At 65.7% G+C, this 26,642-nt stretch carries 25 protein-coding genes; 9 read left to right on the top strand and 16 right to left on the bottom strand.

Annotated features, from left to right (window positions below; genetic code table 11):
* The first annotated feature begins 37 nt into the window (after nt 1-37).
* Together deoC and Q1A36_RS10130 are read left to right on the top strand one after the other, a co-directional pair.
* Complete coding sequence (gene deoC, locus Q1A36_RS10135; RefSeq protein WP_299843052.1) at nt 38-988, top strand: deoxyribose-phosphate aldolase; 951 nt, start codon at nt 38-40, stop codon at nt 986-988.
* Nucleotides 989-995: 7 nt separating this feature from the next.
* A complete protein-coding gene (locus tag Q1A36_RS10130) occupies nt 996-3,329 on the top strand; it encodes an aldehyde dehydrogenase family protein (RefSeq protein WP_299843049.1) in 2,334 nt (777 codons plus the stop codon).
* Nucleotides 3,330-3,342: 13 nt separating this feature from the next.
* Here the strand turns inward: Q1A36_RS10130 and Q1A36_RS10125 are convergent, their stop codons facing one another.
* The 13 genes from Q1A36_RS10125 to Q1A36_RS10065 all read right to left on the bottom strand — a co-directional run bounded on the left by Q1A36_RS10125 (nt 3,343) and on the right by Q1A36_RS10065 (nt 16,523).
* Nucleotides 3,343-4,104: an aldolase/citrate lyase family protein gene (locus Q1A36_RS10125; protein ID WP_299843046.1), complete on the bottom strand. Its 762-nt coding sequence runs from the start codon at nt 4,102-4,104 to the stop codon at nt 3,343-3,345.
* An 81-nt stretch (nt 4,105-4,185) separates the two neighbouring features.
* On the bottom strand, nt 4,186-5,223 hold the full coding sequence (locus Q1A36_RS10120) for a Gfo/Idh/MocA family oxidoreductase (RefSeq protein ID WP_299843043.1): 1,038 nt from the start codon (nt 5,221-5,223) through the stop codon (nt 4,186-4,188).
* Nucleotides 5,224-5,227: 4 nt separating this feature from the next.
* Nucleotides 5,228-5,662 (bottom strand): type II 3-dehydroquinate dehydratase, encoded by a 435-nt coding sequence (aroQ, locus tag Q1A36_RS10115; protein ID WP_299843040.1) that lies wholly within the window; start codon nt 5,660-5,662, stop codon nt 5,228-5,230.
* A gap of 241 nt (nt 5,663-5,903) precedes the next feature.
* Entirely contained in the window at nt 5,904-7,412 is a 1,509-nt protein-coding gene (locus tag Q1A36_RS10110) for a malonyl-CoA synthase (protein ID WP_299843037.1), read from the bottom strand.
* 31 nt (nt 7,413-7,443) lie between these two features.
* The gene (locus Q1A36_RS10105) at nt 7,444-8,760 is read right to left on the bottom strand and encodes a TRAP transporter large permease (RefSeq protein WP_299843034.1); all 1,317 of its coding nucleotides are present in this window, start codon (nt 8,758-8,760) and stop codon (nt 7,444-7,446) included.
* A gap of 1 nt (nt 8,761) precedes the next feature.
* Nucleotides 8,762-9,271 carry a TRAP transporter small permease gene (locus Q1A36_RS10100; RefSeq protein WP_299843031.1) on the bottom strand — a complete coding sequence of 170 codons (510 nt, stop codon included), beginning with the start codon at nt 9,269-9,271 and terminating at the stop codon, nt 8,762-8,764.
* A 55-nt stretch (nt 9,272-9,326) separates the two neighbouring features.
* The gene (gene dctP / locus Q1A36_RS10095; RefSeq protein WP_299843028.1) at nt 9,327-10,313 is read right to left on the bottom strand and encodes a TRAP transporter substrate-binding protein DctP; all 987 of its coding nucleotides are present in this window, start codon (nt 10,311-10,313) and stop codon (nt 9,327-9,329) included.
* Between the two features lie 165 nt (nt 10,314-10,478).
* Nucleotides 10,479-11,369 carry a hypothetical protein gene (locus Q1A36_RS10090; protein WP_299843025.1) on the bottom strand — a complete coding sequence of 297 codons (891 nt, stop codon included), beginning with the start codon at nt 11,367-11,369 and terminating at the stop codon, nt 10,479-10,481.
* Nucleotides 11,370-11,510: 141 nt separating this feature from the next.
* The gene (locus Q1A36_RS10085) at nt 11,511-12,353 is read right to left on the bottom strand and encodes an NAD(P)-dependent oxidoreductase (RefSeq protein WP_299843023.1); all 843 of its coding nucleotides are present in this window, start codon (nt 12,351-12,353) and stop codon (nt 11,511-11,513) included.
* Nucleotides 12,350-14,470: a xanthine dehydrogenase family protein molybdopterin-binding subunit gene (locus Q1A36_RS10080; protein WP_299843021.1), complete on the bottom strand. Its 2,121-nt coding sequence runs from the start codon at nt 14,468-14,470 to the stop codon at nt 12,350-12,352. The genes Q1A36_RS10085 and Q1A36_RS10080 overlap by 4 nt, the downstream gene beginning before the upstream one ends.
* Nucleotides 14,467-15,477 (bottom strand): xanthine dehydrogenase family protein subunit M, encoded by a 1,011-nt coding sequence (locus Q1A36_RS10075; RefSeq protein WP_299843018.1) that lies wholly within the window; start codon nt 15,475-15,477, stop codon nt 14,467-14,469. The genes Q1A36_RS10080 and Q1A36_RS10075 overlap by 4 nt, the downstream gene beginning before the upstream one ends.
* Nucleotides 15,474-15,983 (bottom strand): 2Fe-2S iron-sulfur cluster-binding protein, encoded by a 510-nt coding sequence (locus tag Q1A36_RS10070; protein ID WP_299843610.1) that lies wholly within the window; start codon nt 15,981-15,983, stop codon nt 15,474-15,476. The genes Q1A36_RS10075 and Q1A36_RS10070 overlap by 4 nt, the downstream gene beginning before the upstream one ends.
* An 87-nt stretch (nt 15,984-16,070) precedes the next feature.
* Entirely contained in the window at nt 16,071-16,523 is a 453-nt protein-coding gene (locus tag Q1A36_RS10065) for a nucleoside deaminase (RefSeq protein WP_299843015.1), read from the bottom strand.
* 154 nt (nt 16,524-16,677) lie between these two features.
* Here Q1A36_RS10065 and Q1A36_RS10060 point away from each other — a divergent pair, with 154 nt between their 5' ends.
* The gene (locus Q1A36_RS10060; RefSeq protein ID WP_299843012.1) at nt 16,678-18,321 is read left to right on the top strand and encodes a pseudouridine synthase; all 1,644 of its coding nucleotides are present in this window, start codon (nt 16,678-16,680) and stop codon (nt 18,319-18,321) included.
* A gap of 3 nt (nt 18,322-18,324) precedes the next feature.
* On the opposite strand, the gene Q1A36_RS10055 is transcribed toward Q1A36_RS10060, so the two are convergent.
* Together Q1A36_RS10055 and Q1A36_RS10050 are read right to left on the bottom strand one after the other, a co-directional pair.
* Complete coding sequence (locus Q1A36_RS10055) at nt 18,325-18,501, bottom strand: hemin uptake protein HemP (RefSeq protein WP_101753830.1); 177 nt, start codon at nt 18,499-18,501, stop codon at nt 18,325-18,327.
* 123 nt (nt 18,502-18,624) lie between these two features.
* Nucleotides 18,625-19,542 carry a zinc ABC transporter substrate-binding protein gene (locus Q1A36_RS10050; RefSeq protein WP_299843007.1) on the bottom strand — a complete coding sequence of 306 codons (918 nt, stop codon included), beginning with the start codon at nt 19,540-19,542 and terminating at the stop codon, nt 18,625-18,627.
* 90 nt (nt 19,543-19,632) lie between these two features.
* Between Q1A36_RS10050 and Q1A36_RS10045 the strand changes: the two genes are divergently transcribed.
* The 5 genes from Q1A36_RS10045 to Q1A36_RS10025 all read left to right on the top strand — a co-directional run bounded on the left by Q1A36_RS10045 (nt 19,633) and on the right by Q1A36_RS10025 (nt 24,861).
* Nucleotides 19,633-20,145 (top strand): Fur family transcriptional regulator, encoded by a 513-nt coding sequence (locus Q1A36_RS10045; protein ID WP_299843003.1) that lies wholly within the window; start codon nt 19,633-19,635, stop codon nt 20,143-20,145.
* Nucleotides 20,142-20,948: a metal ABC transporter ATP-binding protein gene (locus Q1A36_RS10040; RefSeq protein ID WP_299843000.1), complete on the top strand. Its 807-nt coding sequence runs from the start codon at nt 20,142-20,144 to the stop codon at nt 20,946-20,948. The genes Q1A36_RS10045 and Q1A36_RS10040 overlap by 4 nt, the downstream gene beginning before the upstream one ends.
* Nucleotides 20,941-21,723, top strand: a complete 783-nt coding sequence (locus tag Q1A36_RS10035; RefSeq protein WP_299843608.1) for a metal ABC transporter permease — start codon at nt 20,941-20,943, stop codon at nt 21,721-21,723. The genes Q1A36_RS10040 and Q1A36_RS10035 overlap by 8 nt, the downstream gene beginning before the upstream one ends.
* 192 nt (nt 21,724-21,915) lie before the next feature.
* A complete protein-coding gene (locus Q1A36_RS10030; RefSeq protein ID WP_299842998.1) occupies nt 21,916-22,125 on the top strand; it encodes a hypothetical protein in 210 nt (69 codons plus the stop codon).
* Nucleotides 22,126-22,434: 309 nt separating this feature from the next.
* A complete protein-coding gene (locus Q1A36_RS10025; protein WP_299842995.1) occupies nt 22,435-24,861 on the top strand; it encodes a hypothetical protein in 2,427 nt (808 codons plus the stop codon).
* Between the two features lie 144 nt (nt 24,862-25,005).
* Here the strand turns inward: Q1A36_RS10025 and Q1A36_RS10020 are convergent, their stop codons facing one another.
* A complete protein-coding gene (locus tag Q1A36_RS10020) occupies nt 25,006-25,920 on the bottom strand; it encodes a LysR family transcriptional regulator (RefSeq protein ID WP_299842992.1) in 915 nt (304 codons plus the stop codon).
* 67 nt (nt 25,921-25,987) lie between these two features.
* Between Q1A36_RS10020 and Q1A36_RS10015 the strand changes: the two genes are divergently transcribed.
* A complete protein-coding gene (locus Q1A36_RS10015) occupies nt 25,988-26,596 on the top strand; it encodes an NAD(P)-binding domain-containing protein (RefSeq protein WP_299842989.1) in 609 nt (202 codons plus the stop codon).
* The last annotated feature ends 46 nt before the right edge of the window (nt 26,597-26,642 follow it).

The following is a 26,642-nucleotide window of genomic DNA, read 5'->3' as shown; positions in this document are numbered from 1 at the left end:
TCGCTAGGCTGGCGCGATCCGACTGGCCGAGGGGACCATGACCGCGACAACACGAAATCCCGGCACCGCTCTGCGTCCCGACTGGTTCGAGGCCATCCGCATCAACACGCCCGCCGTCGAACGCCGCGCGGCCACGCTGCCGGCGCGGCGCAGCCTGAAGAAGGACTGGCAGGCGGCCTGGTTGCTGAATGCCGTGCGCTGCATCGACCTGACCACGCTGGCGGGCGATGATACCGAGGACCGGGTGGCGCGGCTTTGCTCCAAGGCGATGCAGCCGATCGCGCCCGAGCTGCTGGAGGCCATGGGCGTCGAGGGCCTGACCACCGGCGCGGTCTGTGTCTATCCGACCATGGTTGCGGCGGCCAAGCGCGCGCTTGGTAATTCCGGCGTGCCGGTCGCCTCGGTCGCCACCGGCTTTCCCGCCGGGCTGATGCCCTTGGACCTGCGTCTGGCCGAGATCCGCTATGCCGTTGATCAGGGCGCCGACGAGATCGACATCGTCATCACCCGCGCCCATGTGCTGCAGGGCGATTGGGCGGCGCTTTACGACGAGGTCAGCGCCATGCGCGAGGCCTGCGGGGCGTCGAAGATGAAGGCCATCCTTGCCACCGGCGATCTGAAATCGCTGGAGAACGTGGCCAAGGCCAGCCATGTCGCCATGCAGGCCGGATCCGACTGGATCAAGACCTCGACCGGGAAAGAGGGGGTGAACGCCACGCTGCCCGTCTCGCTGGTCATGTGTCGCACCATCCGCGACTACCAGGCGCTGTCCGGGAATACCGTCGGCTTCAAGCCCGCCGGCGGGCTGCGCACCGCCAAGGATGCCATCGCCTGGCAGGTGCTGATGAAAGAGGAACTGGGCCGCGACTGGTTGCGTCCCGACCTATTCCGCATCGGCGCCAGCTCGCTTCTGGGCGATATCGAGCGCCAGATCAGCCACCACGTCACCGGCCGCTATGCGGCTGCCCATCGCCAAGCCATCGCCTGAGGGGAACATGTCAAACGTGAGCAAGATCATGGAGAGCATGGATTATGGCCCCTCGGTCGAGGACAGCGCGGCGGTGCGCGACTGGCTGAAGGCCAAATCACCCTTCGGTCATTTCATCGGCGGCAAGTTCCAGAAGCCCGGCAAGACCTTTGCCAGTTCCAATCCCTCGACCGGCGAGGCGCTGGCCGAGGTGTCTCAGGGCACACCTGCCGATGTCGAGGCGGCGGTGAAGGCCGCCCGCAAGGCGCAGAAAGGCTGGGCGGCGCTTTCCGGCAGCGAGCGGGCGCGTTACCTCTACGCCATCGCGCGCCATGTGCAGAAGCGCGAGCGCTTCCTGTCGGTGCTCGAGACGCTGGATAACGGCAAGCCGATCCGCGAAAGCCGCGACATCGACATTCCGCTGGTCGCCCGGCATTTCTACCACCATGCAGGCTGGGCCGAGCTGCGAGACGCGGAATTCCCCGGCCATGCGCCTCTGGGGGTCTGCGGGCAGATCATCCCGTGGAACTTCCCACTGCTGATGCTGGCGTGGAAGATCGCGCCGGCGCTGGCCGCCGGGAATACGGTGGTGCTGAAACCCGCCGAATACACCTCGCTGACCGCGCTGGCCTTTGCCGAGATCTGTCAGGAGGTCGGACTGCCTGCGGGCGTGGTGAACATCGTCACCGGCGACGGCGCGACTGGCGCGGCCATCGTCGAGGCCGAGGTCGACAAGATCGCCTTTACCGGCTCGACCGAAGTGGGCCGGGCCATTGCCGCGAAGCTTTCAGGGACGGGACGCAAGCTGACGCTGGAACTGGGCGGCAAGTCGCCCTTCATCGTCATGGAGGATGCCGATCTTGATGCTGCGGTCGAGGGCGTGGTGGATTCCATCTGGTTCAATCAGGGGCAGGTCTGCTGCGCCGGCTCGCGCATTCTGGTGGCCGAGGCGGTGGCGGGGCGGTTCGAGGCTTTGCTCAACGCCCGCATGGCGAAGCTGATCGTGGGCCCGCCGCTGGACAAGTCCACCGATATCGGCGCCATCGTCGATCCGGTGCAGAAGGACCGCATTCAGGCCATCTGCCGCGCCGCGACGGATGCCGGTGCGGAACTGGTCGGCGGTCAGCCGGGCGAGGGCTGTTACATCGCCCCCGGCTATCTGAAGAACATCGCCCCGGCCAATCCGGGCATGGTCGAGGAGATCTTTGGCCCGATCGCCACGCTATCCACCTTCCGCACGGCGGACGAGGCGGTCGAGCTGGCCAACAACACCCGCTACGGCCTTGCCGGTTCGGTCTGGTCGGAAAGCGCCACCGTCGCCACCGATCTGGCGGCGCGGATCAAGGCCGGGGTCATCTGGATCAATTGCGCCAACATGTTCGACGCGGCGGCCCCCTTTGGCGGCTATCGCGAAAGCGGCTTCGGACGCGAGGGCGGGTTCACCGGCATGCTGGATTATCTGGCCGAGCCGCCGGTTAAGCCGCGCAAGGAACCCGAGGCCGGCGCAGCGCAGACCGCGCCCGGCGGTGACGGGCAGGGCGGCGGCATCGACCGCACCGCCAAGCTCTACATTGGCGGCGCGCAAAAGCGGCCGGATGGCGGGGCGAACTACGCCGTGCCGGGCGGCATGGCACCGCTTGGCAGCCGCAAGGATATCCGCAATGCCGTCGAGGCGGCGGCCAAGGCCGGAAAATGGGCCGGCATGGGCGGCCATGCCCGGGCGCAGGTGCTCTATTACATCGCCGAGAACCTCTCGGCCCGTGCCGACGAGTTTGCCAAACGCAGCAGCAAGGCTGAGGTGCAGGCCGCCATCGCCCGCGCCTTCCACTATGCCGCATGGGCCGACAAGTTCGACGGCCGCAACGTGCAGGCCAAGCCCGCGCATCTGGTGAACCTGCTGCCCGAGCCTTACGGCGTCATCGGCATCGCCTGTCCGAACGACCAGCCGCTGTCGGGTTTCATGTCGCTGGTCATGCCGGCGATCGCGATGGGCAATGCGGTCGTGGTCGTGCCGGCCCAGGATGATCCGCTGCCGGTGCTGGATCTCTATCAGATCTTCGACACCTCGGACCTGCCGGGCGGCGTGGTCAATATCGTGACCGGGCCCAAGGACGAGCTGGCCAAGGTACTGGCCGCGCATGATGAGGTCGCGGGGCTGTGGTATGTCGGCGACCGTTCCGGGCTGGCTGGCGTCGAACAGGCGGCGGGCGGGAACCTGAAGCCCGTCTGGTCGCCCGCGCATCGCGACTGGACAGGGGGGCAGGCGCAGGGGCGCGAGTTCCTGCGACAGGCCACCCAGACCAAGACCATCTGGCTGCCCTACGGCGCGCTGCCCGCCGGAACCGGCAGCGCGGCTTACTGAGCGGCGTGGCGCGTCAGCGCCACTCCTCGCGCCGTGCCACCGCACTGCGCCTGAGCAGCGCCGTATCCAGATCGACGGCCACGAACAGCGCGCCGGCGTCGGCGGCGGCGCGCGCCATCTGCTGATCGGCGGACAGGAACCCGGCGGGCATACCGGCGGCGGTCAGGCGCCGGATCGTCTCGACGATCTTGGCCCTGACCTCGGGATGACCAGCATTGCCCAGATGACCCATCGAGGCCGCCAGATCCGCCGGACCGATGAACACCCCGTCCACACCGTCGATGGTGCAGATCTCGTCCAGATGCTCGATCGCCTCCACCGTCTCGAGTTGCAACAGCAGGCAGATTTCCTCCTCGGCGCGGATGTTGTAATCCTTGATCGCCCCGAAGCGGCTGGCCCGCGACAGGCCCGACACGCCGCGCATCCCGCGCGGGGGATAGCGCACCGCCGCCACCGCCGCCCGTGCCTCGTCGGCCGATTGCACATAGGGGATCAGCAGCGACTGTGCCCCCCCGTCCAGAAGCCGCTTGATGTCCACCATGTCGTTCCAGCCCGGCCGCACGATGGGCGTGGTCGGATAGGGCTCGGCTGCCCGCAACAGCGCCACAGCCTCGGTCGATTCGATCGGCGTATGCTCGGTATCGATCAAGAGCCAGTCATAGCCGCAATTGGCCAGAAGCTCGATATTGTTGGGATCGGGGATCGAGCACCAGATGCCGATCTGGCGCTGGCCGGCCTTCAGCGCGGCCTTGAAGCGGTTCTTGGGCAGGTCCATCTCGCGCGGTCCTTCGGTGGGTTCGGGGTCTGGTATACAGTTTGAGCCTTGGCGCGCGCCGATTGCAACCCGTTCCGCGCCTCAGGTCTCGCCGGGAACGACCATCTGGCCACGCGCCGCCGCCTGCCTGACCGCCTCGACCACCTCGAGCGCGGCCAGCCCGTCGCGGGCCGTGACCAGCGGCGATTCCTCGCCCCGGACCACCCGACCGAACTGCGCCGCCTGCAGCACGAGAGGATCGGCGAAATCGAAGGGAAAGCGGGTGGCGCTGACCGGGTCGTGCCAGCCGGGCTGGCGCCAGAGCGTCAGGCTGGGCAGCGCCAGCGCGCCATTCGTGCCGGCGATCCAATAGCAATCCTGTCCAGTAGCGGGATAGGCCGGGTTCTCGCGTGCGGTCAGCTCCCAGCTCCATGGTGCGGGAACGGTGTCGCTGACGGTGATGGTACCAAGCGCGCCGCTGCGAAACTGCAGCGACACCACGGCCGTATCCTCGACCGCGAAGCCACGGATGGCATTCGAGGTCATCGCCTGAAGCCGTGCCACCGGACCGCAGAAATGCATCATCAGGTCAATGTCATGGATCAGGTTCAGGTAGACCGGGCCGGCACCCGGCTTTCGCCGCCAGTCGGCCTCGAAATAGGCATCGGGCTTCAGGAACCATGTGCTCCCATGGATCGCGGCGATTTGGCCAAGCGCGCCCTCATCGATCAGCGCTTTGGCTCGGACGATCAGCGGGTTGTGGCGGCGGTGATGGCCGGTTGCGACGGCAATACCGGCGGCTTCGGCGGCGGCGAGAATAGCGCGGGCACCGGCCAGATCGCCGGCCAGCGGCTTCTCCACAAGCACCGGCAGCCCTGCCGCGATACAGGCCAGCGCGCCCGGTAAGTGCAACTGGTTCGGCGTCGCGAGGATCACTCCGTCGAGGCCGCCGGCATCGATCAGGCTTTCGAGGCTTTCATGAAGCGGCACGGCAAACTCGGCCGCCACCGCCTGCGCCTCGGGCGAGGGATCGACGATCGCGGCAAGGGTCACGCCGGGCGCGATGGCGATGGCCTTGGCATGCATGCGGCCGATCACCCCGGCACCGACAATGGCGATGCGGCTGATCGGCATCGTCATCGCCTCAGCCCTGCGTCAGTTGCACGATCCGGCGGGTGGCGGCGGCATAGCCCTCGATCCCCAGCCCGGCGATCACGCCATCGGCGCGCAGCGAAACATAGGAATGGTGCCGGAAGGCCTCGCGCTTGTGGACCTGACTGATATGGACCTCGATCACCGGCCCTTCGAAGGCGTGCAGCGCATCCAGCACCGCCACCGAGGTATGGGTCAGGGCGGCGGGGTTGATGACGATGCCGTCGGCCTTTTCGCGGGCCTCGTGGATCCAGTCGACGATCTGGCCCTCGTAATTCGATTGCAGCAGGCGGATGTCATAGCCCGCGCCTGCGGTGTCGCGGCACAGTTTCTCGACATCCTCCAGCGTCTCGCGGCCATAGATCTCGGGCTGGCGCTTGCCCAGGAGGTTCAGGTTCGGCCCGTTCAGGACGTAGATGGTTTTCATGTCGGCCCCCGTATCGCTTGGGTTGTTTCTAGCGCGCGCCGCGCGGAAAGGGGAAGGCCAAAGGCGCAGCGGAAGGCCGGCGGCTGCCCGTGGGACGGCATCGCAACGGGGCGTCGGTGCGGTTTATGCTGCCAAGCCCCTCGCCGCTCTGAACTCGGGACCTGTGGCTGAAAAGCGCCGGCCCGCCGGGACGGGCGGCGCTGGCCCGGGCCGCTTGCGCCGGGTATCCGGGCCGGGTCTGTCAGCGGGCGAACAGCCCCTCATGTTCCTTGCGCAGTGCTGCCTTCTGCACCTTGCCCATGGTGTTGCGGGGCAGCTCGTCGACCACGATCACACGCTTGGGCTGCTTGAACTTCGCCAGCCGGTCGGCCAGCGCGGCGATGATCGCCTGTTCCTCGACCTCGGCACCCTTTTCCCGCGCGATCACCGCCACCACACCCTCGCCGAAATCGGGATGGGGCAGGCCAATCACCGCGCTTTCCAGGACGCCCGGCAGGCGGTCGATCACATCCTCGACCTCGATCGGATAGACGTTGAACCCGCCCGAGATGATCAGGTCCTTGCCGCGCCCTACGATGCTGACATAGCCGTCCGGATCGATCAGCCCCAGATCGCCGGTGATGAACCAGCCATCGGGCTGCAACTCTTCGGCGGTCTTTTCTGGCATCCGCCAATAGCCCTGAAAGACATTCTCGCCGCGCACCTCGATGGTGCCGATCTCGCCCGCTGCCACCTCGGCCCCGCCCTCCATGATGCGCAGCTCGACACCGGGCAGGGGAAAGCCCACGGTCCCGGCCCGCCGCTCGCCCTCATAGGGGTTCGAGGTGTTCATGTTCGTTTCCGTCATGCCATAGCGTTCAAGGATGCGCTGGCCGGTGCGGGCTTCAAACGCCCGGTGCGTCTCGGCCAGCAAGGGCGCGCTGCCGGAGGTGAAGAGCCGCATATGGCCGGCAAGGGCGTGGTCGAAGCCCGGCTGGTCCAGCAGGCGGGTATAGAAGGTCGGCACGCCCATCATGCTGGTGGCGCGCGGCATCAAGGACATGACCTGTTTGGCGTCGAACTTCGCCAGCCAGATCATCGCGCCACCGGCCAGCATCAGGACGTTGGTGGCGACGAAAAGCCCGTGCGTGTGAAAGATCGGCAGCGCATGCAGCAGCACGTCATCGGCGGTGAAGCGCCAGTAATCCGTTAGCACCTCGGCATTCGACAGCAGGTTCCGGTGGCTCAGCATCGCGCCTTTCGAGCGGCCCGTGGTACCCGAGGTATAGAGGATCGCCGCCAGATCATCCGGGCCGCGTTCGACCGGCTCCTGCGCATCGTTCATCCTGGCCGCGCCGGCCATCAGGCTGCCGGTGCCATCACCCGCCAGCGTCATCAAGACCGCCGGGCTGTCGCCCATGAAGGCCGCGCGCTGCGCCTCGCGGGACGGATCGCAGACCACCATCGCGGGTTCGGCGTCACCGACGAAATAGGCGACCTCGGCGGCGGTATAGGCGGTGTTCAGCGGCAGAAAGATCGCCCCCGCCCTGAGGCAGCCGAGATAGAGCGCCAGCGCCTCGGGCGATTTCTCGACCTGCACCGCCACCCGGTCGCCGGGGGTCACGCCTTTGGCGATCAGCAGATTGGCCAGACGCGCCGACAGCCGGTCGATGTCGCCATAGCTCAGCGCATTGCCGTCGGGCAGGATCAGGAAGACCCGCTCCGATCCCCGATGCGGACCCATCAGCGCGTCGAAAAGCGTATTGGTCATGGCTGGCCTCCGTTGCTGCGCGCCTGTCTTCTCACCTTGCCGGCCCCATCACAAGATCGGGCAGGCCGGTGGCGATCTGGGGGAATATCGACAGGATGACGATGCCCAGAACCATCATGCCGACGAAGGGCAGCGAGCCCATCAGGATGTCGCGCAGCGAGATGCGGGGCGCGATGGAGTTGATGACATAGAGGTTCAGCCCGACCGGCGGGGTGATCAGCCCGATCTCCATGTTGATCGTCAGGATCACCGCGAACCAGTAGGGGTCGAAGCCATGCGCGTCGAGGATCGGCATCAGGATCGGCGCGGTCATCAGGATGATGGCGACCGGCGGCAGGAAGAAGCCGGCGAACAAGAGGAACAGGTTGATGATGCCCATCAGAACCCAGCGGTTCACCTCCAGCCCGGCGATCCAGCCGGCCAGCGTCTGGGTGATGAAGAGTGACGACAGCGCAAAGGCGAACAGTTCCGCCGCGCCGATGATCAGCATGATCATCACCGCCTCGCGGATGGTGTCGCGGAAGATCGCGGCCATCGGGCGCGGGTTCCACATCTTGTAGATCACCGCGACCAGCAGGATGCAGATCAGCGCGCCAGCACCTGCGGCCTCGGAGGGCGTGGCGACGCCGCCGTAAAGCACGAACAGGATCGCCGCGACGATCATCAGGAAGGGCAGCACGCGGGGCAGGTTCTCCAGCCGCTCGGCCAGCGAATAGCGCCGGGTCAGATCGCCCAGCCCGATGCCGCGCCGCCAGCAGTCGAACAGCGCCCAAGCCATGAACAGCCCGGTCAGCATCAGCCCCGGCATCAACCCGGCCAGGAACAGCCGGCCGATGCTGGTCTCGGTCGAGATGCCATAGACGATCATCGTGACCGACGGCGGGATCAGGATGCCAAGCGTGCCCCCTGCCGCGATCGAGCCGGCGGCAAGGCTGTCGGGGTAGCCGCGCTTGGTCATCTCAGGGATGCCCATCTTGCCGATGGCGGCGCAGGTGGCCGGGCTGGACCCGGAAAGCGCGGCGAACAGCGCGCAGGCGCCGATATTCGACATGACCATGCCGCCCGGAACCCGGTAGAGCCAGCGGTCCAGCGCCTCGTAGAGGTCCTTGCCGGCGGGGCTGGAGGCGATGGCCGCGCCCATCAGGATGAACATGGGGATCGAGACAAGGCCGAAATTCGCCAGCCCCACCCAGAAGGTCTCAGCCACGCCGTCGAGCGCGAAAAGCCCCTCGGACAGGACCAGCGCGACGATGGCCACGGTGCCAAGGGCGAAGGCGATGGGCGTGCCGACGGCCAGAAGCAGCAGAAGGCCGATGAGGACGAGGAAACCTGCCATTGCCGGGGACATCTCAGACCTCCGCCGCGTCGGCTGGGGCCAGGTCGGGCCGCAGCGCCAGCACCACATCGGCCAGAAGCTGCGCCAGCATCAGGATCATGGCAACGGGCAGCGGCCAGAAGGGGATCCACAGCGGCAGCGCCCAGACCGTGTCGGTGGTCCAGCCGCCAGCGAGGGCTTCCAGCAGGAAGTGCATTCCCGACCAGGCCATCGCGCCGACAAAGATCAGCGAGGCGATGGCAGCGATCAGGTTGAATACCCGCCGCCAGCCGGCGCCTGCCGCCTCGACCAGCACATCGACGCCGACATGACCGCGCAGCGCCAGCACATAGGGCGAACCCAGAAGCATCGCCGCCGTGGTCGCGTAGATGACGAATTCCGTCTGCCAGATGGTCGAGCCGTTCAGTACATAGCGGATCACCACCATCTGCGTGACCACCAGCACCGCCGCGACCAGAAGCAGCATCGCCAGACCGCCGCACAGCCGGGCCAGCCAGCCCAGCACGCCAAGATATGTCTTCATCCCTGCCTGTCCCCCGCAGAAGAAGCCCGGCGAGGCTGCACCCCGCCGGTTCAGGTCATTCGACGGCCAGCGCCTGGTCGATCAGATCCTTGCCACCCTCGACCTCGTCGGCGAAGGTCTTGTACGAGGTTTCCTGGGCAATCTTCAGCCAGGCGTCGTAATTCTCGGTGGTCATCGACACGACCTCGACCCCCGACTCCTCGAACTGCTTGATCATCGCCTCGTCCAGCCCGGGTGCCTGCTCGGCGAACCAATCCTCGGCCTTCTTCCCGGCATCCACCAGCGCCTGCTGCTGTTCCGGTGTCAGTCGGTCATAGACGGTCTTGGACATCAGGATCGGCTCATACATGAACCACAGCGCATTCTCGCCCGGTGCGGTCAGGCATTTGGCCTGCTCGAACAAGCGATAGCTAACCATCGAGCCGGACGAGGTATTGGCGGCATCCAGCACTCCGGTCTGCATGCCCGTATAAATCTCGGATGAGGGCATCGACGAGATCGAGGCACCTGCACCGACCAGCATCTGCTCGAAGGCGGGACCGGCGGCGCGTGTGACCTGACCGGCGATGCTTTCGGGCGTCTCGATGCAGTTCTTCTTGCTGACGAAGCCACCGGCCAGCCAGGCATCCGAAAGGACGATGACATTGTTCTCCTCGATGATCCTGTGGATCGATTCCATGAAGGGCGAGGCGTTCAGCCGCGTGGCACGTTCATGGTTGCGCACCAGCCCCGGCATCAGCGTCACGCTGAACTGCGGCACCCGGCCCGAGGCGTAGTCGAGCGGGAAAGAACTTATGTCGAGTTGGCCGCGGGTCAGCGCGCTCCACTGGTCGCGGGCTTTGTAGAGCGATTCACCGGGATAGACGCGGATATCGATCCCGACATTGGCAGCGGCAACCTCGCTGGCGATCATCTGCACCATCTCGTCGCGGGCATCCCCCTTGCCGCCGGGAAACTGGTGGCTGGCCTTCAGCGTCTGCGCAGAGGCCGCGACAGGCGCAGCCAGCATCATGGCCAGAGCGGCCACGCTTATGTTCTTCATGTTGTCCTCCCTTTGCCGGTCGGCGGTGGTGGCGCGCGCTCCTCTACGCGGTCATCCAGCCCAAAGACCGATTGGTGCAGTCTGGCGAAGAAGGGGGCCTGAGGCAACCCTGCAGAGACTGCAAGGCGCCCTGCGGATTTCGTTCGTGGAGATCAGGAATTGGGATCAGTAATCCAGCTTGCCACTGCCGTCGGTTCTGGCCTTGGGATCGGCTGTCACCACGCGCCAGACCAGATCCTGCATCCAGGCGGCCTGTTCGGCGCTTGGTCCGCCATTGTTGGGCACGCCATGCGGCAGCCCATGCGGATCGCGGTTATAGATCACCGCGAAATGCGCCAGCGCGATCATGTAATTGCCCAGCAGGTTGATGTGGATGGTGTCGTGGAACAGCTGCTTCATCTCGGTCAGGCCCGGCGCGGCTCCGGCGGCGATGTCGTCAAAGGCGGCCGCCATGATCCGGGTTCCGGGGATCAGCTTCATTTCAGGCGAGCCCTGCGGGCGGTTCTGGTTCACATGGTCGAGGATCTGTTCCCAGCCTACGGCCTCGCGGTCCAGGCGCTCGCGGAAGGGGATCTCGGCATCGGGATCCTTGTCCGGGTTTTCGTTGCCCGGTCCACTGGTGACCTCGACCCAAGTCGCATAGAGAATGCTGGCTGCGCCCTTGCCGTCGCGACCATTTTTCCAAGCGTGGTCGAAGAATTTCAGCGCATAGCCGGAGGAATCATGCCATTGCGCCGTGTTCGACAGCGGCACCCGTTCGGTATTCACCACGAGGTCGAAACCGGCCATGACTTCTGGCTGCAGTATGTCCGGGTCGGCCGGGTGTTCCCAACGCCATTGCATCGGGCTGCCGGGGATGGTTGATTTCACCAGCTCGGTTCCCCGGCCTCCTGCGGCGTTGATCATGTCGCGCAGGGGTTCGATGACACCGTCGGTCAGGCTGTGGCCGGTTTCGACAATGCGCAGGATCGGCAGCGGTTGCTGCGCACGCGCCAGCCCGGCAGATGCAGCAAGACCCGCCGCTACCGCCGTGGCCGAGAACTGCCGCCTGGTCATGGGCAGGCGCGGCCCATCTCTACGCGAAATACCCTTCATCATTGCCCTCGACATCACCACCGCTGATTTCGCCGAGGGTAGCCCGGTAGCCAGGTCGCCGCAAGAAGTTGAAAATGCAAGACAACCGCAACCTCGGGGTGATCAGCGCCCCCTGTCTAGGAATGCCTGCAGTCGGGCAATCTGCTCCGCCTCACCCTGCCGGTCATCGGCAATCATCTGGTAAAGCCCGGCAAGCCCTTGCCAGACTTGCGATTCCGGCCGGTCGGGGCCAAGGAAATCGACGATCTGTTCCATCTCGTTCACCCAGCGATAGGCCTTGGGGACCATGTCGGGCAACGCCCCCTCGGCCCGCTTCAGCAGCTGCGGCTGGCTGCGGGACAATTCGGCGTGAAGCGCCGCGCCGATCCCGGCGCGCTCGGCGGCGAGGAACATCGCAGCCATCAGCCCGGTCAGACCCTTGGTCATCGAGCCATAGCACATCTTCAGCGCCGAGGCTTCGCCGATGCCGCCGGACATCACCTGAACAGGTAGCCCGTATCGCGACATGATCGCGGCGGCGTCATCCGCCTCGCCCGAGAGATAGATCAGCGGCGGCTTCGCGCCGTCCGCCGCAGGTGGCATCCCGATGATCCCGCCATCGACGATCCGGGCCCCCGCGCCTTCAACCAGTCCCGCGATTTCCGCCATACGCGCCGGGCTGATGGCGTTCAGATCGGCATAGATCGGGCGATGGCCGGGCGGCAGCACCTCCATCAACGCCTCGGCTGTCTCACGGGCGATCGCTGGCGGCACCACCGAAAGGATCAGCTCGGCCGCTGCCATCTCGGCCAGCGTGGCCTCGGTCATGCCGGCATCAGCGGCGCGTTGGCGGGTGGCGGCGCTGCGGCCTTCGGTCCGGGTCAGCACGGTGGCGCCCTCTGCGGTCAGGATGCGGGCCAGACCTGCACCCATGGCACCGGCGGCGGGCAGGGCGATGAGGGTCATGGGGTCAGCGCTCCGGACATCAACAGCTTGTCGGGCGTGAAGGGCATGTCGCGCAACCGGATGCCGGTGGCGTTGAAGATCGCATTGCCGATCGCGGCCGGCACGCCCACGATGCCGATCTCGCCGATGCCCTTGGCGCCGGTCGGCCCGAACCAGGGATCGAATTCGTCGATCCAGATGGCGTCGAGCTGGCCGATATCGGCATGGGAGGCGATGTGATAGCCAGCGAAATCGGCATTCACCACATGGCCGAAACGCGGATCGAGCACGCTTTCCTCGAAGAGCGCAGCCGAGATGCCCATGGTCATGCCGCCGATCATCTGCGAGCGCGCGGTGATCGGGTTGATGATCTGCCCGGCGGCATAGGCGCCCAGCATCCGTGGCACCCGCACCTCGCCCGTGACCGCATTCACCCGAGCCTCGGCGAAATGCGCGCCATAGGCGTGCATCGAATAGTTCTTGTAGCCCTTGGGCGGGCCGCCTCCGGCCACGACCTGCGCGCCCTCTGTCGGGGCCTCGCCATGCTTGGCGCGGAACTTCTCGGCCGCCCGGATGATCGCGCCGCCCCAGCTGTAGGTGCCGGCGCTGCCGCCCGCGACCATGGCGAGGCTGAGGCCGGTGCGCCCGATCTCCAGCGCGATCTGCTCGATCGGCACCGCCAGCGCATCGGCGGCGATCTGCGGCAGGATGGTCCAGGCGCCGGTGCCGATATCGCTGGCCCCCAGCGAGACCTGATACCGCCCGCCCTTGAAGCGGATGCGGCAGCGGGTCGGCAGCATGTAGACATGCGGAAACACCGCCGCCGCCATGCCAAGCCCGATCAGCCATTCGCCCTCGCGCCGCTGGCCGGGCTTCGCCTGCCGCGCCGACCAGCCAAAGGCAGCCGCGCCCTCGGCATAGCAGGCCGTCAGGTTGCGGGTGCTGAACGGCTTGCCGCTTGCCGGGTCGGTCTCGGGTTCGTTGCGCAGCCTGAGCTCGATCGGGTCCAGCCCGCAGGCATGGGCCAGCTCGTCCATCGCGGTTTCCAGCGCGAACATGCCGGTGAATTCGCCCGGTCCGCGCATGAAGGTCGCGGGCGCGATGTCCAGTGTCTGGCTGCGGTAGAGCGTGCGGCAGGCCGGCGCGGCATAGAAGGATTTCGAACTGCCCGCCGAGGCATCGATATAGGTCTTCAGCCGGGCGGTGGGGGCCGTTACCTCATGCTCGATGCCCAGAAGCCTGCCCTCGGCATCGGCGGTCAGGCGGATATGGTTGGCGCTTTCGGGCCGGTGGCCGGTTGTCGCGAACATCTGCCGCCGGGTCATGGCGTATTTCACCGGCCGCCCGCGCAGCATCTTGGCGGCAAGGATGGTCAGCACGACATGCGGCAAGGGCAGCCCCTTGCCGCCAAAACCGCCGCCGGTATAGGGCGCGATGATCCGCAACTGGTTCGGCAGGATGCCGAAGAGCGGCGGCAGATAGGCCTGCGAGGGCAGGACGCCCTGATTGGCGTCCCATATGGTCAGCCTGCATTTGCGCGGGTCAAGGCTGCGGTCATCGCGCCATTGCGCGATCAGGGCATGGGGTTCCAGCGGATTATGGTGATGGATCGGATGGCTGTAGGCCTGATCCACGCGATGCAGTGCCGCCGCCTCTGCCGCGCCCAGATCGCCGCGCGTCATCTCGCCGGGGCTGCCGCCGACCTTGCGGGGGACGGTGGAACCCGTGCCGTCCGGGTGGAACGTGGCCTCGAAAGACGCGGGGGTGATCGAGACGCGAACCAGGTCGGCCGCCTGCCGCGCGGTGTTGGCATCCGCGGCCACGACCGCGCCGATGAACTGGCCGTGATGGGCGATCTCGGGCGATTGCAGGATCTTCAGCGAGGCATCATTCCCAAGCCACAGCCGGGGCGCGTTCAGATGGGTCATCACCAGCAGGACGCCGGGCAGCGCCTCGGCCTCGCTGCTGTCGATCTCGGCGATCTCGCCCCGCGCGACCGGCGCGGTCAGTGGCCAGAGATAGGCCGGGTTCGCTGAGGGATGTTCATAGGCATAAGGCGCCGTGCCGCTGACCTTCAGCGGGCCTTCGACCCGGCGGCGGGGCGCGCCGACCGATTGCGGATCATTGGGGCGGTTCATGGCCGGACTCCTTCGCCAAGACCGATTTCACCAAGACCGGCCAGATCGGCCAGCACCGCCACCACCGCATTCCTCAGCATCGGCAGCTTGTAGGCATTGGCTTCCGTGACCCGGGCCGGGGCCAGCTCCGCCTCGATGGCGGCAAGGAAGCTTTCCCGTGTCGCGGGTTGCCCGCGCAGCGCCGCCTCGGCCAATTTCGCCCGGTGCGGCCTGTGCGAGACGCCGCCAAGCGCCAGCCGGACGTCCTGCACCACCCCGTCCCGCATCTCCAGCGCCGCCGCAACCGAGACCAGCGCGAAGGCATAAGAGGCGCGTTCGCGGATCTTGCGATAGTGCGAGCGGGCGGCGAAGGGCAGGGCGGGCAGTTCGACGGCAAGGATCAACTCGTCCTCGGCGAGAGTGCTGTCGCGCTCGGGCGTGTCGCCGGCCAGCCGGTGGAAATCCGCAAAGGGAATCCGCCGCTCTCCCGCATGACCCTGCACCACCACCACCGCCTCCAGCGCCGCCAGCGGCACGCAGAGGTCGGAGGGGTGGGCTGCGATGCAGTCGCCATCGGTGTCAAAGATCGCGTTGTAGCGCCCGAACCCCTCGCGCGCCGGGCAGCCGCTGCCGGGATCGCGCTTGTTGCAGGGCGTGGTCAGGTCCTGGAAATAGACGCAGCGCACCCGCTGCATCAGATTGCCGCCGGTCGAGGCCATGTTGCGCAACTGCCCCGAAGCCCCCGCGAGCAGCGCCTGCGCCACGAAGGGATAACGCGCCCGGATCAGCGGATGGGAGGCCAGATCGCTGTTGCGGACCATGGCGCCGATCCTGAGGCCGCCCGCGCCGGTTTCCTCGATCCGGTCGAGCGGCAGGCGGTTGATGTCGACAAGCTGCGCCGGTCGGGCGATGCCCAGCTTCATCAGGTCCAGAAGATTGGTGCCGCCGGCGAGGAAATGACTGCCCGGGGTCAGCTGGGCAAGGGCATCGGCGGGGTCTTGCGCGCGGGTGTAAGCGAACGGGGTCATGATCTGTCCGCCCCGGCGACTTCGCGGATCGCAGTCAGGATGTTGGCATAGGCACCGCAGCGGCAGAGATTGCCCGACATGCGCTCGCGGATCTCGTCATCGGTCAGGCTGACCGGGGCGCTCAGATCGGCGGTGACATGGCTGGCCATCCCCTCGCGCGCCTCGGCCAACATGCCAACAGCGGAACATATCTGCCCCGGGGTGCAATAGCCGCATTGCAGCCCGTCATGGTCGATGAATGCCTGCTGCATCGGGTGCAGGTCGCCCGGCAGGCCCAGCCCCGCCGCCGTGGTAACTTCGGCCCCGTCCTGCGAGACGGCGAGGGTCAGGCAGGACAGCACCCGGCGACCATTGATCAGCACCGTGCAGGCCCCGCATTGCCCGTGATCGCAGCCCTTCTTGGCCGAGAAATTCCCCAGATGATCGCGCAGCGCGTCGAGGATGGTGACGCGCGGGTCCAGCGACAGCGTGACGGGCTTGCCGTCTACGGTCAGGCTGACGGGTATTGGCATCGGAAAACTCCTCCTCGGCCTTGCCTGCCTTGCAGATTAGGCGGGCGTGGCGCGATGTAAAGCCGCCCGCCCTGGTCTGATCTAACGCCGCTCGGCGAAGAAGGCCTGCAACAGCGCCCGCGAATCGCCCGCGTTGATGCCGTCATAGACCTGCGGTAGGTGGTGGCATTGCGGATGGTCAAAGACCCGCGCGCCATGGGCAACGCCGCCCATGCGCGGGTCGTCGGCGCCATAGTAAAGCAGTTCGATCCGCGCGGCCGAGATGGCGGCGGCGCACATCGGGCAGGGCTCCAGCGTCACCCACAGCGCATGGCCGGGCAGGCGCTGCGAACCGGCGGCGCGGCAGGCGGCGCGGATGACCTGGACCTCGGCATGGGCGGTGGGGTCCGACAGCTGACGCGTGCGGTTACCATCGGCGGCCACCACCCGGCCCGAGGGATCGACCAGCACCGCACCCACCGGCACCTCGCCGCGCAGCGCGGCGGCGCGGGCCTCGGCCAGGGCCTGATCCATATGCGAGGTAAAGCGGTGCATGGGCGTGTTCTGGCCCGAGCGAGCGCGCGCCGCAAGATGCCCGTGACGTGACGCGGCCCCCTGCGACGCGCAATCCGCTTCCCTTTCGCCATCCTGAGGCGTATGACCGCCAGCTTAACCAAAACCATCGCAGTGATGCGCAGGAGAGATCGCCATGACCGACGACCACACCCCCGACACCAATTCCGAAAAACCCGCCGATGTGGACCGCATCGCCAAGGTCATCGCCCGCGCCGGCGTGGCCAGCCGCCGCGATGCCGAGCGGATCATCCTCGAGGGCCGGGTGACGGTGAACGGCGAGAAGATCACCTCGCCCGCGCTGGACGTGCGTCCCACCGACCGCATTACCGTTGATGGCAAACCTCTGGACGCGCCGCAGGAAACGCGGCTCTGGATGTATTACAAGCCGGTCGGGCTGGTCACGTCGGAAGCCGACGAGAAGGGCCGGCAGACGATCTTCGACGCTCTGCCCCGCGATCTGCCCCGGGTGATGACCGTCGGACGGCTGGACCTGAATTCGGAAGGGCTGCTGCTTCTGACCAATGATGGCGAGCTGAAGCGGCGGCTGGAACTGCCGGCGACCGGCTGGCTGCGCCGCTACCGCGTGCGGGTGAACGGCACGCCGACCGACCTGACCTTTGACCCGCTGCGCCGGGGCGTCACCATCGATGGCGAGGATTTCCAGCCGATGGAGGTGCGTCTCGACAGCCAGCAGGGCGCGAATGCCTGGCTGACCGTCGGCATCCGCGAGGGCCGCAACCGCGAGATCCGCCGCGCCATGACCCATATCGGCCTGCAGGTGAACCGGCTGATCCGCATCGGCTATGGCCCTTTCAAGCTGACCGGCATGGAGGAGAACGAGGTCCGCGAGGTGAAGCGCAAGGTGCTGCGCGACCAGCTGGGCGGGCTTCTGACCGGTGAGACCGAGGACGAGAAGCCGCGCGACTTCCGTTCCCGTGGTGCCGAGTCCGGCCCGCGCCGGTCCGCTGCGGATGGAGAGCACAAGCCGCGCTTCGGCAAGCCCGATGGCGAGCGCAAACCCTTTGGCCGCAACGACGACCGGGGCGAGCGCCGCGACGGCGGCAAGCCGTTCGCCCGGCGTGAGGACGGTGACCGCAAGCCCTGGGCCAAGCGTGAGGACGGTGATCGGAAACCGTTTGCGCGGCGTGAGGACGGCGACCGCAAGCCCTGGGCCAAGCGCGAGGATGGTGACCGCAAACCGTTCGCCCGGCGCGAGGATGGCGACCGGAAACCGTTTGCGCGGCGTGAAGACGGCGACCGGAAGCCTTGGGCCAAACGTGAAGAGGGTGATCGCAAGCCGTTTGCCCGGCGTGAAGATGGTGACCGCAAGCCTTGGGCGAAGCGTGAGGATGGCGACCGCAAGCCTTGGGCCAAGCGCGAAGAGGGCGACCGCAAGCCGTTCGCCCGGCGCGAGGATGGCGACAAGAAACCCTGGGTGAAACGCGACCGCAGCGATGACGGCTTCAAGCCCCGTGGTGAGGGTGGGTTCAAGCCGCGTGGCGAAGGTGGGTTCAAATCTCGCGGTGAAGGCGGTTTCAAACCGCGTGGCGAGGGAGACTTCAAGCCGCGCGGTGAGGGGTTCAAACCCCGCGGCGAGGGTGGTTTCAAGCCGCGTGGCGATGGTTTCAACTCCGGTGGTCCGCGCAAGGGCGGCTTCTCGGGCGGCCCGGCCGGCGGGAAAGGCCGACCGGCTGCGGGCAAGGGGCCGCGTCCCGGTGGTGGAAAACCCGGCGGCGGCCGTCCCGGTGGTGGCAAGCCGCGCGCACCGCGCGGCTGAGCCTTACTTTGTCAGGATCAGTTTGCCCGCCCGGGTGATCCGCAGCTGATAGACCTGATCCTTCAACACGATCAGTGCCTGATTGCCGCCGGCAGTCAGCAGCTCGGCATCATGCGCGGGCAGACGGCTCAGCACGGAGACGCCGGGGCGGGAAAACTCGGCAGGGCGGGTCGCGGTCATGATTCTGTCCTTCGTGAGTGAGGGCGTGACATTGGGCCTGACCACAACCTGACAAGATTAGTCGGGTATGTCAAAGAAAAAGAGTCGGGTATTATTCCTCCGGCCTTTCCGCGCCTGCCAGGGTCACTCCGGCTGGCCGAGACAGGCCGAGATCGTCTCGCCCATGCCGGTCAGGATCGCCGGATAAAGCGCGGGCCCCATCGGCTGCCCGCTGCCCGTCGGGTCCAGTGCCTCGCCTGCACGAATCGGGGTGCCTGAAATCAGGGACTCGATCAGCGACGGGTCATGCCCGGCCTCGGAAAAGGCGCAACTGACCTGTTCCGCCGTGATCCTGTCCCGAATCGCCGACAGCCGCGCGGCCGAGGGCGTGCTGGCATCGCCAAGCGCCACGGGGATCGCCGGGGCAAGGCCGAAGGCCCCGGTGAAATAACCATAGGCATCGTGAAAGACCACGAAGCGATCTTGTGCGAAAGGGGAGAGCTGCGCGGTCACGGCCTCCGCCGCGTCGTCGATCTTTGCCACGCCTGCTTGGGCATTCGCGGCATAGGTCGCGGCGTTCTCGGGATCGGCCTTGGACAGTGCGCCGGCGATGGCCGATAGCCAGGTCCTTCCGTTCTGCGGGTCAAGCCAGGCGTGGGGGTCGGTCGGGCTGTGCGCGTGTTCGTCCTCTTGCGCATGGTCGTGATCATCTTCATCTGAAAGCGCGCGCAGGCTTGTCTCGGGCAGGTCCATCAGCCGCAACGAGACGCCGCTGCTGAGCGAATCGGCGGACCGCGCCAGCCAAGGGGTCAGGTCGGGGCCGATCCAGACCAGAAGTCCGGCATCCTGCAGCGCGGCGGCATCCGAGGGACGGATCTGGTGGTGATGTTCGTTCCCGCCTGCCGGCAGCAGCACCCGCACCTCGCCCAGATCGCCCAGAACCTGCTGCACCAGTGAGCCGGTGGCGGGAATATCCGCGATCACCGAGGGCACGTCGGCAGTCGCGGAGGCGGCGCCGAGGGCAATGAGAAGCGGGGCAGAGGCGATGGGCAGAAAGCGCATTGCAGGGTCCGTAAGCAGGAAAGGGTTGAACGACCCCTCTGCCTGAATGTAATAACATCACAAGTCAACCGTAATGTTATGAGATAACTCATGTCTGTCGAAAATCACGCCGCGGATGACGCGGCCACCGCCTTTGCCTCGCATGACCACAGCACCTGCCGCGCGCAGGCGCTGCAGGCGGCCGATGATCTGGCCGCCGCTCAAGGCGTGCGCCTGACCCCGGTGCGCCGCCGCACGCTGGAGATCCTGCTGGAAACCCATCGCGCGCTTGGCGCCTATGAAGTGCTGGAACGGCTGGGGGCTGAAGGCTTTGGCAGCCAGCCGCCGGTGGCTTACCGGGCGCTGGATTTCCTTGTTCAGCATGGGCTGGCGCATCGAGTGCAGCGGCTGAATGCCTTTGCCGCATGTCTCAGCCCAGGCCATGACCACGCCCCGGCCTTCCTGATCTGCCGCGCCTGCAACAAGGTGGCCGAGGCCGACGCGCCCGAGATCCGCAGCGCGCTGCGCGCAGCGGCGGTTGGCGTCGGCTTCTCGGTCGAGCGGATGACGGTCGAGGCGCTTGGCCTCTGCGACGCCTGCGCCGCAGCGGAGAGGCCGGAATGACCCCGCTGATTCGCGCCGATGGCCTGACCATCCATCGCACCGGCACCACCGAGCCGGTGCTGAGCGGCGTCGATCTGAGCATCGCGCCGGGTGAGATTGTGACCGTGGTCGGGCCGAACGGCTCGGGCAAGTCGTCGCTGGTCCGCGCGCTTCTGGGCCATGTGGCGCTCGCCTCGGGTCAGGTGACGCGGCAGGCCGGGCTGCGCATCGGCTATGTGCCGCAGCGCGTGCATATCGACACAGCCATGCCGATGACCGTGCGGCGTTTCCTGTCGCTGCCACATCGGGTCAGCGATTCGGCGGCAAGGGCGATGCTGCAGCGCGTTGGGGTCGACGGCGTCGAGCGCCAGCAGATCACCCAGCTCTCGGGCGGCCAATTCCAGCGCGTCCTGCTGGCACGCGCGCTTTTGTCGCAGCCGCAGCTGCTGGTTCTGGACGAGCCGACGCAGGGTCTGGATCAGCCTGGGACCGTCGGTTTCTACAAGCTGATCGAGGAGATCCGGGCCGAGACTGGCGCGGCCATCCTGCTGGTCAGCCATGATCTTCTGGTGGTGATGCGGGCCTCGGACCGGGTGCTCTGCCTCAATGGCCATATCTGCTGCGAGGGCACGCCCCAGCAAGTCAGCGGCGCGCCCGAATATCGTGCCCTGTTCGGGGCGGGGTCCGAGGGCACGCTGGCGCTGTATCAGCACCATCACGACCATGAACACGATCACCCGCTTGGCCATGCCCATCATGCACACGGCGATCAGGGGCAGGACCCCCATGGCCATGACTACGCGAAAGACCATCATCATGCTTGACGATTTCCTTGTCCGCGCTGCGCTTGCGGGGTTCGGGCTGGCGCTGGCGGCAGGGCCGCTCGGCTGCTTCGTGGTCTGGCGAAGGATGGCCTATTTTGGTGATTCGACGGCCCATGCGGCGATTCTCGGTGTGGCGCTGAGCCTTGCCTTCGGCGTTTCGATCTATGCCGGCACGCTGGCGGTGGCGCTGGCCATGGCGCTAATGGTCTCGGCGCTGGTCGGGCGCGGTCATGCGATGGACACGCTGCTGGGAGTTGCCGCGCACTCCGCGCTGGCCCTGGGCCTGGTTGCGGCCAGTTTCGTGCCCGACCTGCGGGTCGATCTGACGGCTTTTCTGTTCGGCGATATCCTGGCGGTCGGTCGGATCGATCTGATCTGGATCTGGGGCGGGGCGCTGGTGGTGCTGGCGCTGATGATATGGCGCTGGCAGCAGCTGGTCAGCGCCACCGTGAACGAGGAACTGGCCATGGCCGCCGGCATCGACACCCGCCTGGAGCGGTTGATTCTCGCAGTGGCACTAGCCCTAGTGGTCGCCGTGGCCATCCGCATCGTCGGCGCGCTGTTGATTTCGGCCATGCTGATCGTTCCGGCCGCCGCTGCCCGCGCGTGGTCGCGGACGCCCGAGCAGATGGCGATCATTGCGACCGGGCTTGCGGCGCTTTCAGTCGCCGCAGGGTTGTGGTCCAGCCTGCGGTTGGATTCCCCCGCAGGTCCCTCGATCGTGGTCGCGGCGGCCCTGTTCTTCGCCGTTGGCGCGATCCTGCGGCGCGGTTAGTGCAAGAATGCAACGGTCCGAAATCGTGGCAGAATCGGCGGAACCAGAGCAGTCTTGATGGTGTTGGCGAATATGCAACAGTGGGCGCAAACCCGCCGGGATTCTGAAATGACCCGGCTTTTCAAAGACCCGGGTTTATGCGACTGTCGCAGCGATGTTGCCGGTGACGGCATCTGTCAAATGAAACGGAGCATGATCATGACCAAATTTGCTACTTTCGCCGCCGTCCTCGGCCTGACCGCAACCTCGGCGCTGGCCGGTGGCTATGTCGCCCCCGTCGTCGAAGTCGAGCCGGTTGTTGTTGAAGAACAGCCCGCTTCGTCGAACGCCGGCCTGGTTGTTCCCGCCCTGCTGCTGCTGGGCGTGATCGCTGCCGTCGCTTCGGACGACGACGACTCGTAATCGGGATAGAAATTCCTTTAGGGATTTCGAAAGGGGCTGGCCTTGTGCCAGCCCTTTCTCGTTTGCGATATCAGAAGACGTGCGAGGACCGACCTGCGCCCGCCTGGAAGAGGCCATGAAAAAACCCGCCGGGCGGCCCTGACGCATTCCGGGTTTTGGGACATGACCTTCGCGCCTGCCGAGATTTTTCTCGGCAGGCGTTTGTTTTTTATTAACCTTTTTCAGAGAGGATTCAGGGGACACGCGGGAGAATTGTCCCGCGGCAACACATTGTAGAAAAATCGTTTCGGGATTTCGGTTTCGCCAGAAATGGCCAAGCTCCCGATCGGCTCGGGGGCGCTCTTGACACAACGAAAGATCGGAGATCGCGTGGTCAAGAGCATTCAGCAACTGTCATTGCAGGCAATCTATCCTGCGGTTCCGTCAAAGATCAACCTCAACACCTGCGGCGATCCTGATTGCGGCAACTATGGGCTGGCACCCGACTTTTCGCTACCGACATTCAGGGGACTCGGCGCAGGCGCTCGAAAGCAACTCGCGGCGACTGAACGACCAGCGCTCGCGATGGGCCGAGGCAGCTACAGGCTCAACGGTAGCGCCAAGAACAGCCGGACCTCCGACGCCTTCGAATACGCCGAGGAACCGGTGATCTGGGAAGATGGCCGCTCCATGGTCTGTGAGCATCAACGGGGGAACGGGCAGTGCGGCGTTTCCTTCAACGTTCTCTCCAATCAGCATCTTCTGGACGAGGAAGATCGGCTGCAAACGATCAACGGTCTGTTGACGGGGCCGAGTTGCGGCGCCTGTGGCGTGCGATATCTCGAGCGCCCGGATGAGTTCGTCTTCAACGGCGCCCATGGGACCCTCAAGGCCGGCGGCAATCGGCGCAAAGCCAAGCCTTCGGCATTTCGGATCATCCATCGCCCCTGCAAGGGCAAGCCTGGGGCTCGGATATCCGTGTCGCTGGATCATCAGGCACAGCAGGTCCAGCGCGACAATGTCAGGATCCTGCGGGCCCTGGTCAACGGGGCCAGCATCAACGACCTGCGCCGCCTGCTGGCAGATCCCGACACCGGAAAGCAAATCGGCGTCAGTCGGGTCTATAGCCGCATCTTCTGGCTGGAGAAGACCCTGCTGGCCTTTGAGCGTGCCAAGCTGCGCGAATGGAAGTCTGGTTTCGAGGCCTCCGGGCGGTTCAGTCACATGCGGATCGCCCATGATGATGTCACGATCTCGGTCAACTGGGAAAGCAGGACGGATCGGCGCCTCACTCCATTGCTGTTCTCTGTCTCGGCCGACATTCGCAGTGGCTATGTCTTCCGGATCGATGCGAATTTCGATCCGCGGGTCGATGCGGTCGAACTGGTCGAGCGCAGCTATCTGGATGAGGCTGGCCAGCCGGCCAATATCCGGAACACCTATACCCAGGCATCCGGCAAGACCTTCACGGCGCCGTTGCTCGGCTTTCAGCGCCCGACCGGGCGCTTCGACGAAGCCATGCTGTTCGCCAGCGCCGAAGGCAGCTGGCGGGTCTTCACCGATCGGCTCGAGCTGGCCTACGAAGATCAGATTCCACTGGGTCTGGTGCTGCCGCCGGAGGTTCAGGAACGCCTCGACCATGCCACGGCCCGACGGGCGCTTCTCGACGACATCCGGCATCGATATTTCGGGTTCCAGGAAACCAACCGCGACAATCGCAGCAGCTTCAAGGGCGGTCTGGTCAAGCCGACCTATACGAAGGCCGCGCATCTCGCCTGCCTGCGCGACATGCTGCCGACCGGAAAGATCACACTGGTCGGCGAGCAGGAAGCGGCGATGGTGCGTGTGGTTCCCCACGTCTTTCGTGACATGATCGCGGAGGACCGCTTCGAGTGGTTCGTGATTTCCTTCGACAAGGAGGCTTCGGTCCCGAAGAGCGCGGCGCGAATCGCCGACTTCAAGGCGGGTCTCCATCGGTTCAAGGCCAGCGCGGCACGTCCGCAAGGCGCATCTGTGACAGACTACGATTTGCTCGAGCAATTCTGCGCCCAAGGGCTCACGACGGCCGTTCACACCGATCGTCAGCGCAACGCGTCGCCTTTCTGCATCGCGAACTTCCAGTCCAGTCAGTTCCCTCAGATCTGGGTGCGGTCGCCGGTGCAGCACTTCGGCGAGACCGAGAAGGTCATTGGCTTCCCTGTGCTTCGTAGCCAATATCGCAGCCAGATGAAGGGCATGGCCTTCGACCAGGACATCATGGACCCGGATCTGCGCGCGGCCCTGTCCCGGCGCGTGCTGCGGTCGACGCTGCAACCTGTTTCCGCCTTCATGAACTCACTGCGCATGCGAACCAGTCCGACCGGGCGTGCGGGCGGCAAGGGGTCCAGGAACGGTCCCGCCTATATCAACGGCGCGGTCTTCAACCCGGCGGTCCTGATCGCGCTGCTGAATATCTATCGGGTCTACTACAACTGGTTCGAGGCCCGGCAATATGTCGGCCCGGGCGCGAAGGGCGGGAGCAGCATGGTGGTCGATCGGGGCGCGTCATCGATCAGGGTTCCGGGTTCCAGTGAAACGATCCCTGTTCCGAAGCGGCGAGCCACGGCGCCAATCCTTCGCACGCCGGCCATGCGGCTTGGGGCTGATGTGCCGAAGGCGGGATCGAAATCACTTCAGGCGCCCGACCCGCGCCGCGTACTCTATCGTCCATGGCTCTATCATGGCACCCCGCTCTGGCGGAAATTCGAGACGCGGTAAGATCGGTCCTTGTGTGCTCACGACATCACGGAGGCTCGGACGACAGTAGCGGTGACCGCATTGTTACCGGTTTTCAACGGTGGCAATGGAGAGACTCCGGCTATGGCACGTCGCGGCGCTGGTTCGAAGCCCACGCGCGCATGATCAAGATCGGTGCTCACCAACTCCGGATAATCGCCGTTGCAGGCTGTCAACGATGGTGTCGAACACCACACGCACCTTCGGCTGGGTGACGGCCGTCTGTTGCCGCCAGACATAGAGTGGCCAACTCAAGCGCTCTTCCTCGGCGAGGATCTCGACCAAGGCACCCGACTGAAGGTAGGGCTGGCAAACGATTTCCTGTATTGCACCGATGGCGATCCCCTTCAGGGCAACGGACAGGTGCGCGCCTACCGACCCAGCGACGATCCGCGGTCGTTGGGGGTGAAAATGATAGTCGGCTCTCAGATACCAGGGCCATGGCCGCCCGGTATTCGGATTGAGGATCACGCTGAGCGGAAAGTTGTCGTGCAAGTCATCAAGGGAGTGCGGCAGACCATGGCGCGCGATCAGTTCAGGTGACGCGACGATGCGGTCGCGCGTCTTGCCGACCTGACGAATGATCAGGCCGCTGTCGCTGAGCGGTCCGACACGGACGCCCAGATCAACGCGTTCCATCACCGGCTCAGCCCGAGCGATGCTGGCGCGCCAGTCCAATTGCAGATCAGGGAACTCCACCAACCGGTCCAGCAGATCCTCAAGAACAGAACCCATGATCGGAAAATCGGGGACCGTGACACTGACCAGCCCCCGGATCTCCCGCGCTGCCGAGGCCGGCAGAAAAAGCCGTTCGCTGTCAGCAACGAGCTGGGCGGCACCCGGCAGCCAACTCTCGCCGAATGCCGTCAGTCGGACCTGTCTGGTGCTCCGCATCAGTAATGGTTCGCCAAGCTCCCGTTCCAGCTCGGCAATGAGGCGTGTCACCACTTGGGGTGAGACGCCGAGTCTCTGGGCCGCCGCCCGGAACTGCATGGTTTCTGCAACGGTGCAGAAGGCACGGACGCTGGATAGTCTGTCCATTATTCTTCATTCAGGAATTATGACTTCCATTTTTATGCCATTATTGTGAATCACAAGCCAGCTTATCTTGCCCGTTGTACGAACAACGAAAGGCAATATCATGAAAGTTTCCATCATTGGACCTGGCGGCATCGGTGGCGTGGTCGCAACTTTGGCCGCACGGCGCGGCCACGACGTTATCCTGACGAACTCGCGCGGTGCCGCGACACTGGAGGATCAGGTTCGGACACTCGGTCCGAATGCCAGAGAGGCTTCGCTGGTGGAGGCGGTGCAGGCCGCCGACATCGTGGTCCTGGCCATACCATTGACAGCACTGTCTCGACTGCCGGCCAAGGATTTCGACGGCAGGATCATCATCGATATGATGAACTATTATCCTATGCGCGAGAGCCAGATCGCGGTTCTTGACGATGGCGAGATGACCTCGGCCGAAATGGTGCAGCGAGAGCTGCCGGGCGCGCATGTCATCAAGGCACTGAACAATCAGGACGCACCGCATCTGCTGTTGAACGCGGGCACCGGATCGGCACTGCCGGTCGCCGGAGATGATGCGGAGGCCAAGGAAAGCGTCGCAGCGTTTCTCCGCGATCTTGGCTATGAGACCATCGATGCCGGGATGCTGAGGGACAGTTGGCGGATGGAGCCGAGTAACGCGCGAAAGTTGGTGATGCCCTGAGGGGCGGCATATCATGGCGGTGTTCAGACGCCGTCAATTCTCAGCC

The organism is uncultured Paracoccus sp., from assembly GCF_947487305.1.
Taxonomy (GTDB): Bacteria; Pseudomonadota; Alphaproteobacteria; order Rhodobacterales; family Rhodobacteraceae; genus Paracoccus.
Note: the sequence above shows the minus strand (reverse complement) of the source record. Positions and strands in the feature narration are given on the sequence as shown.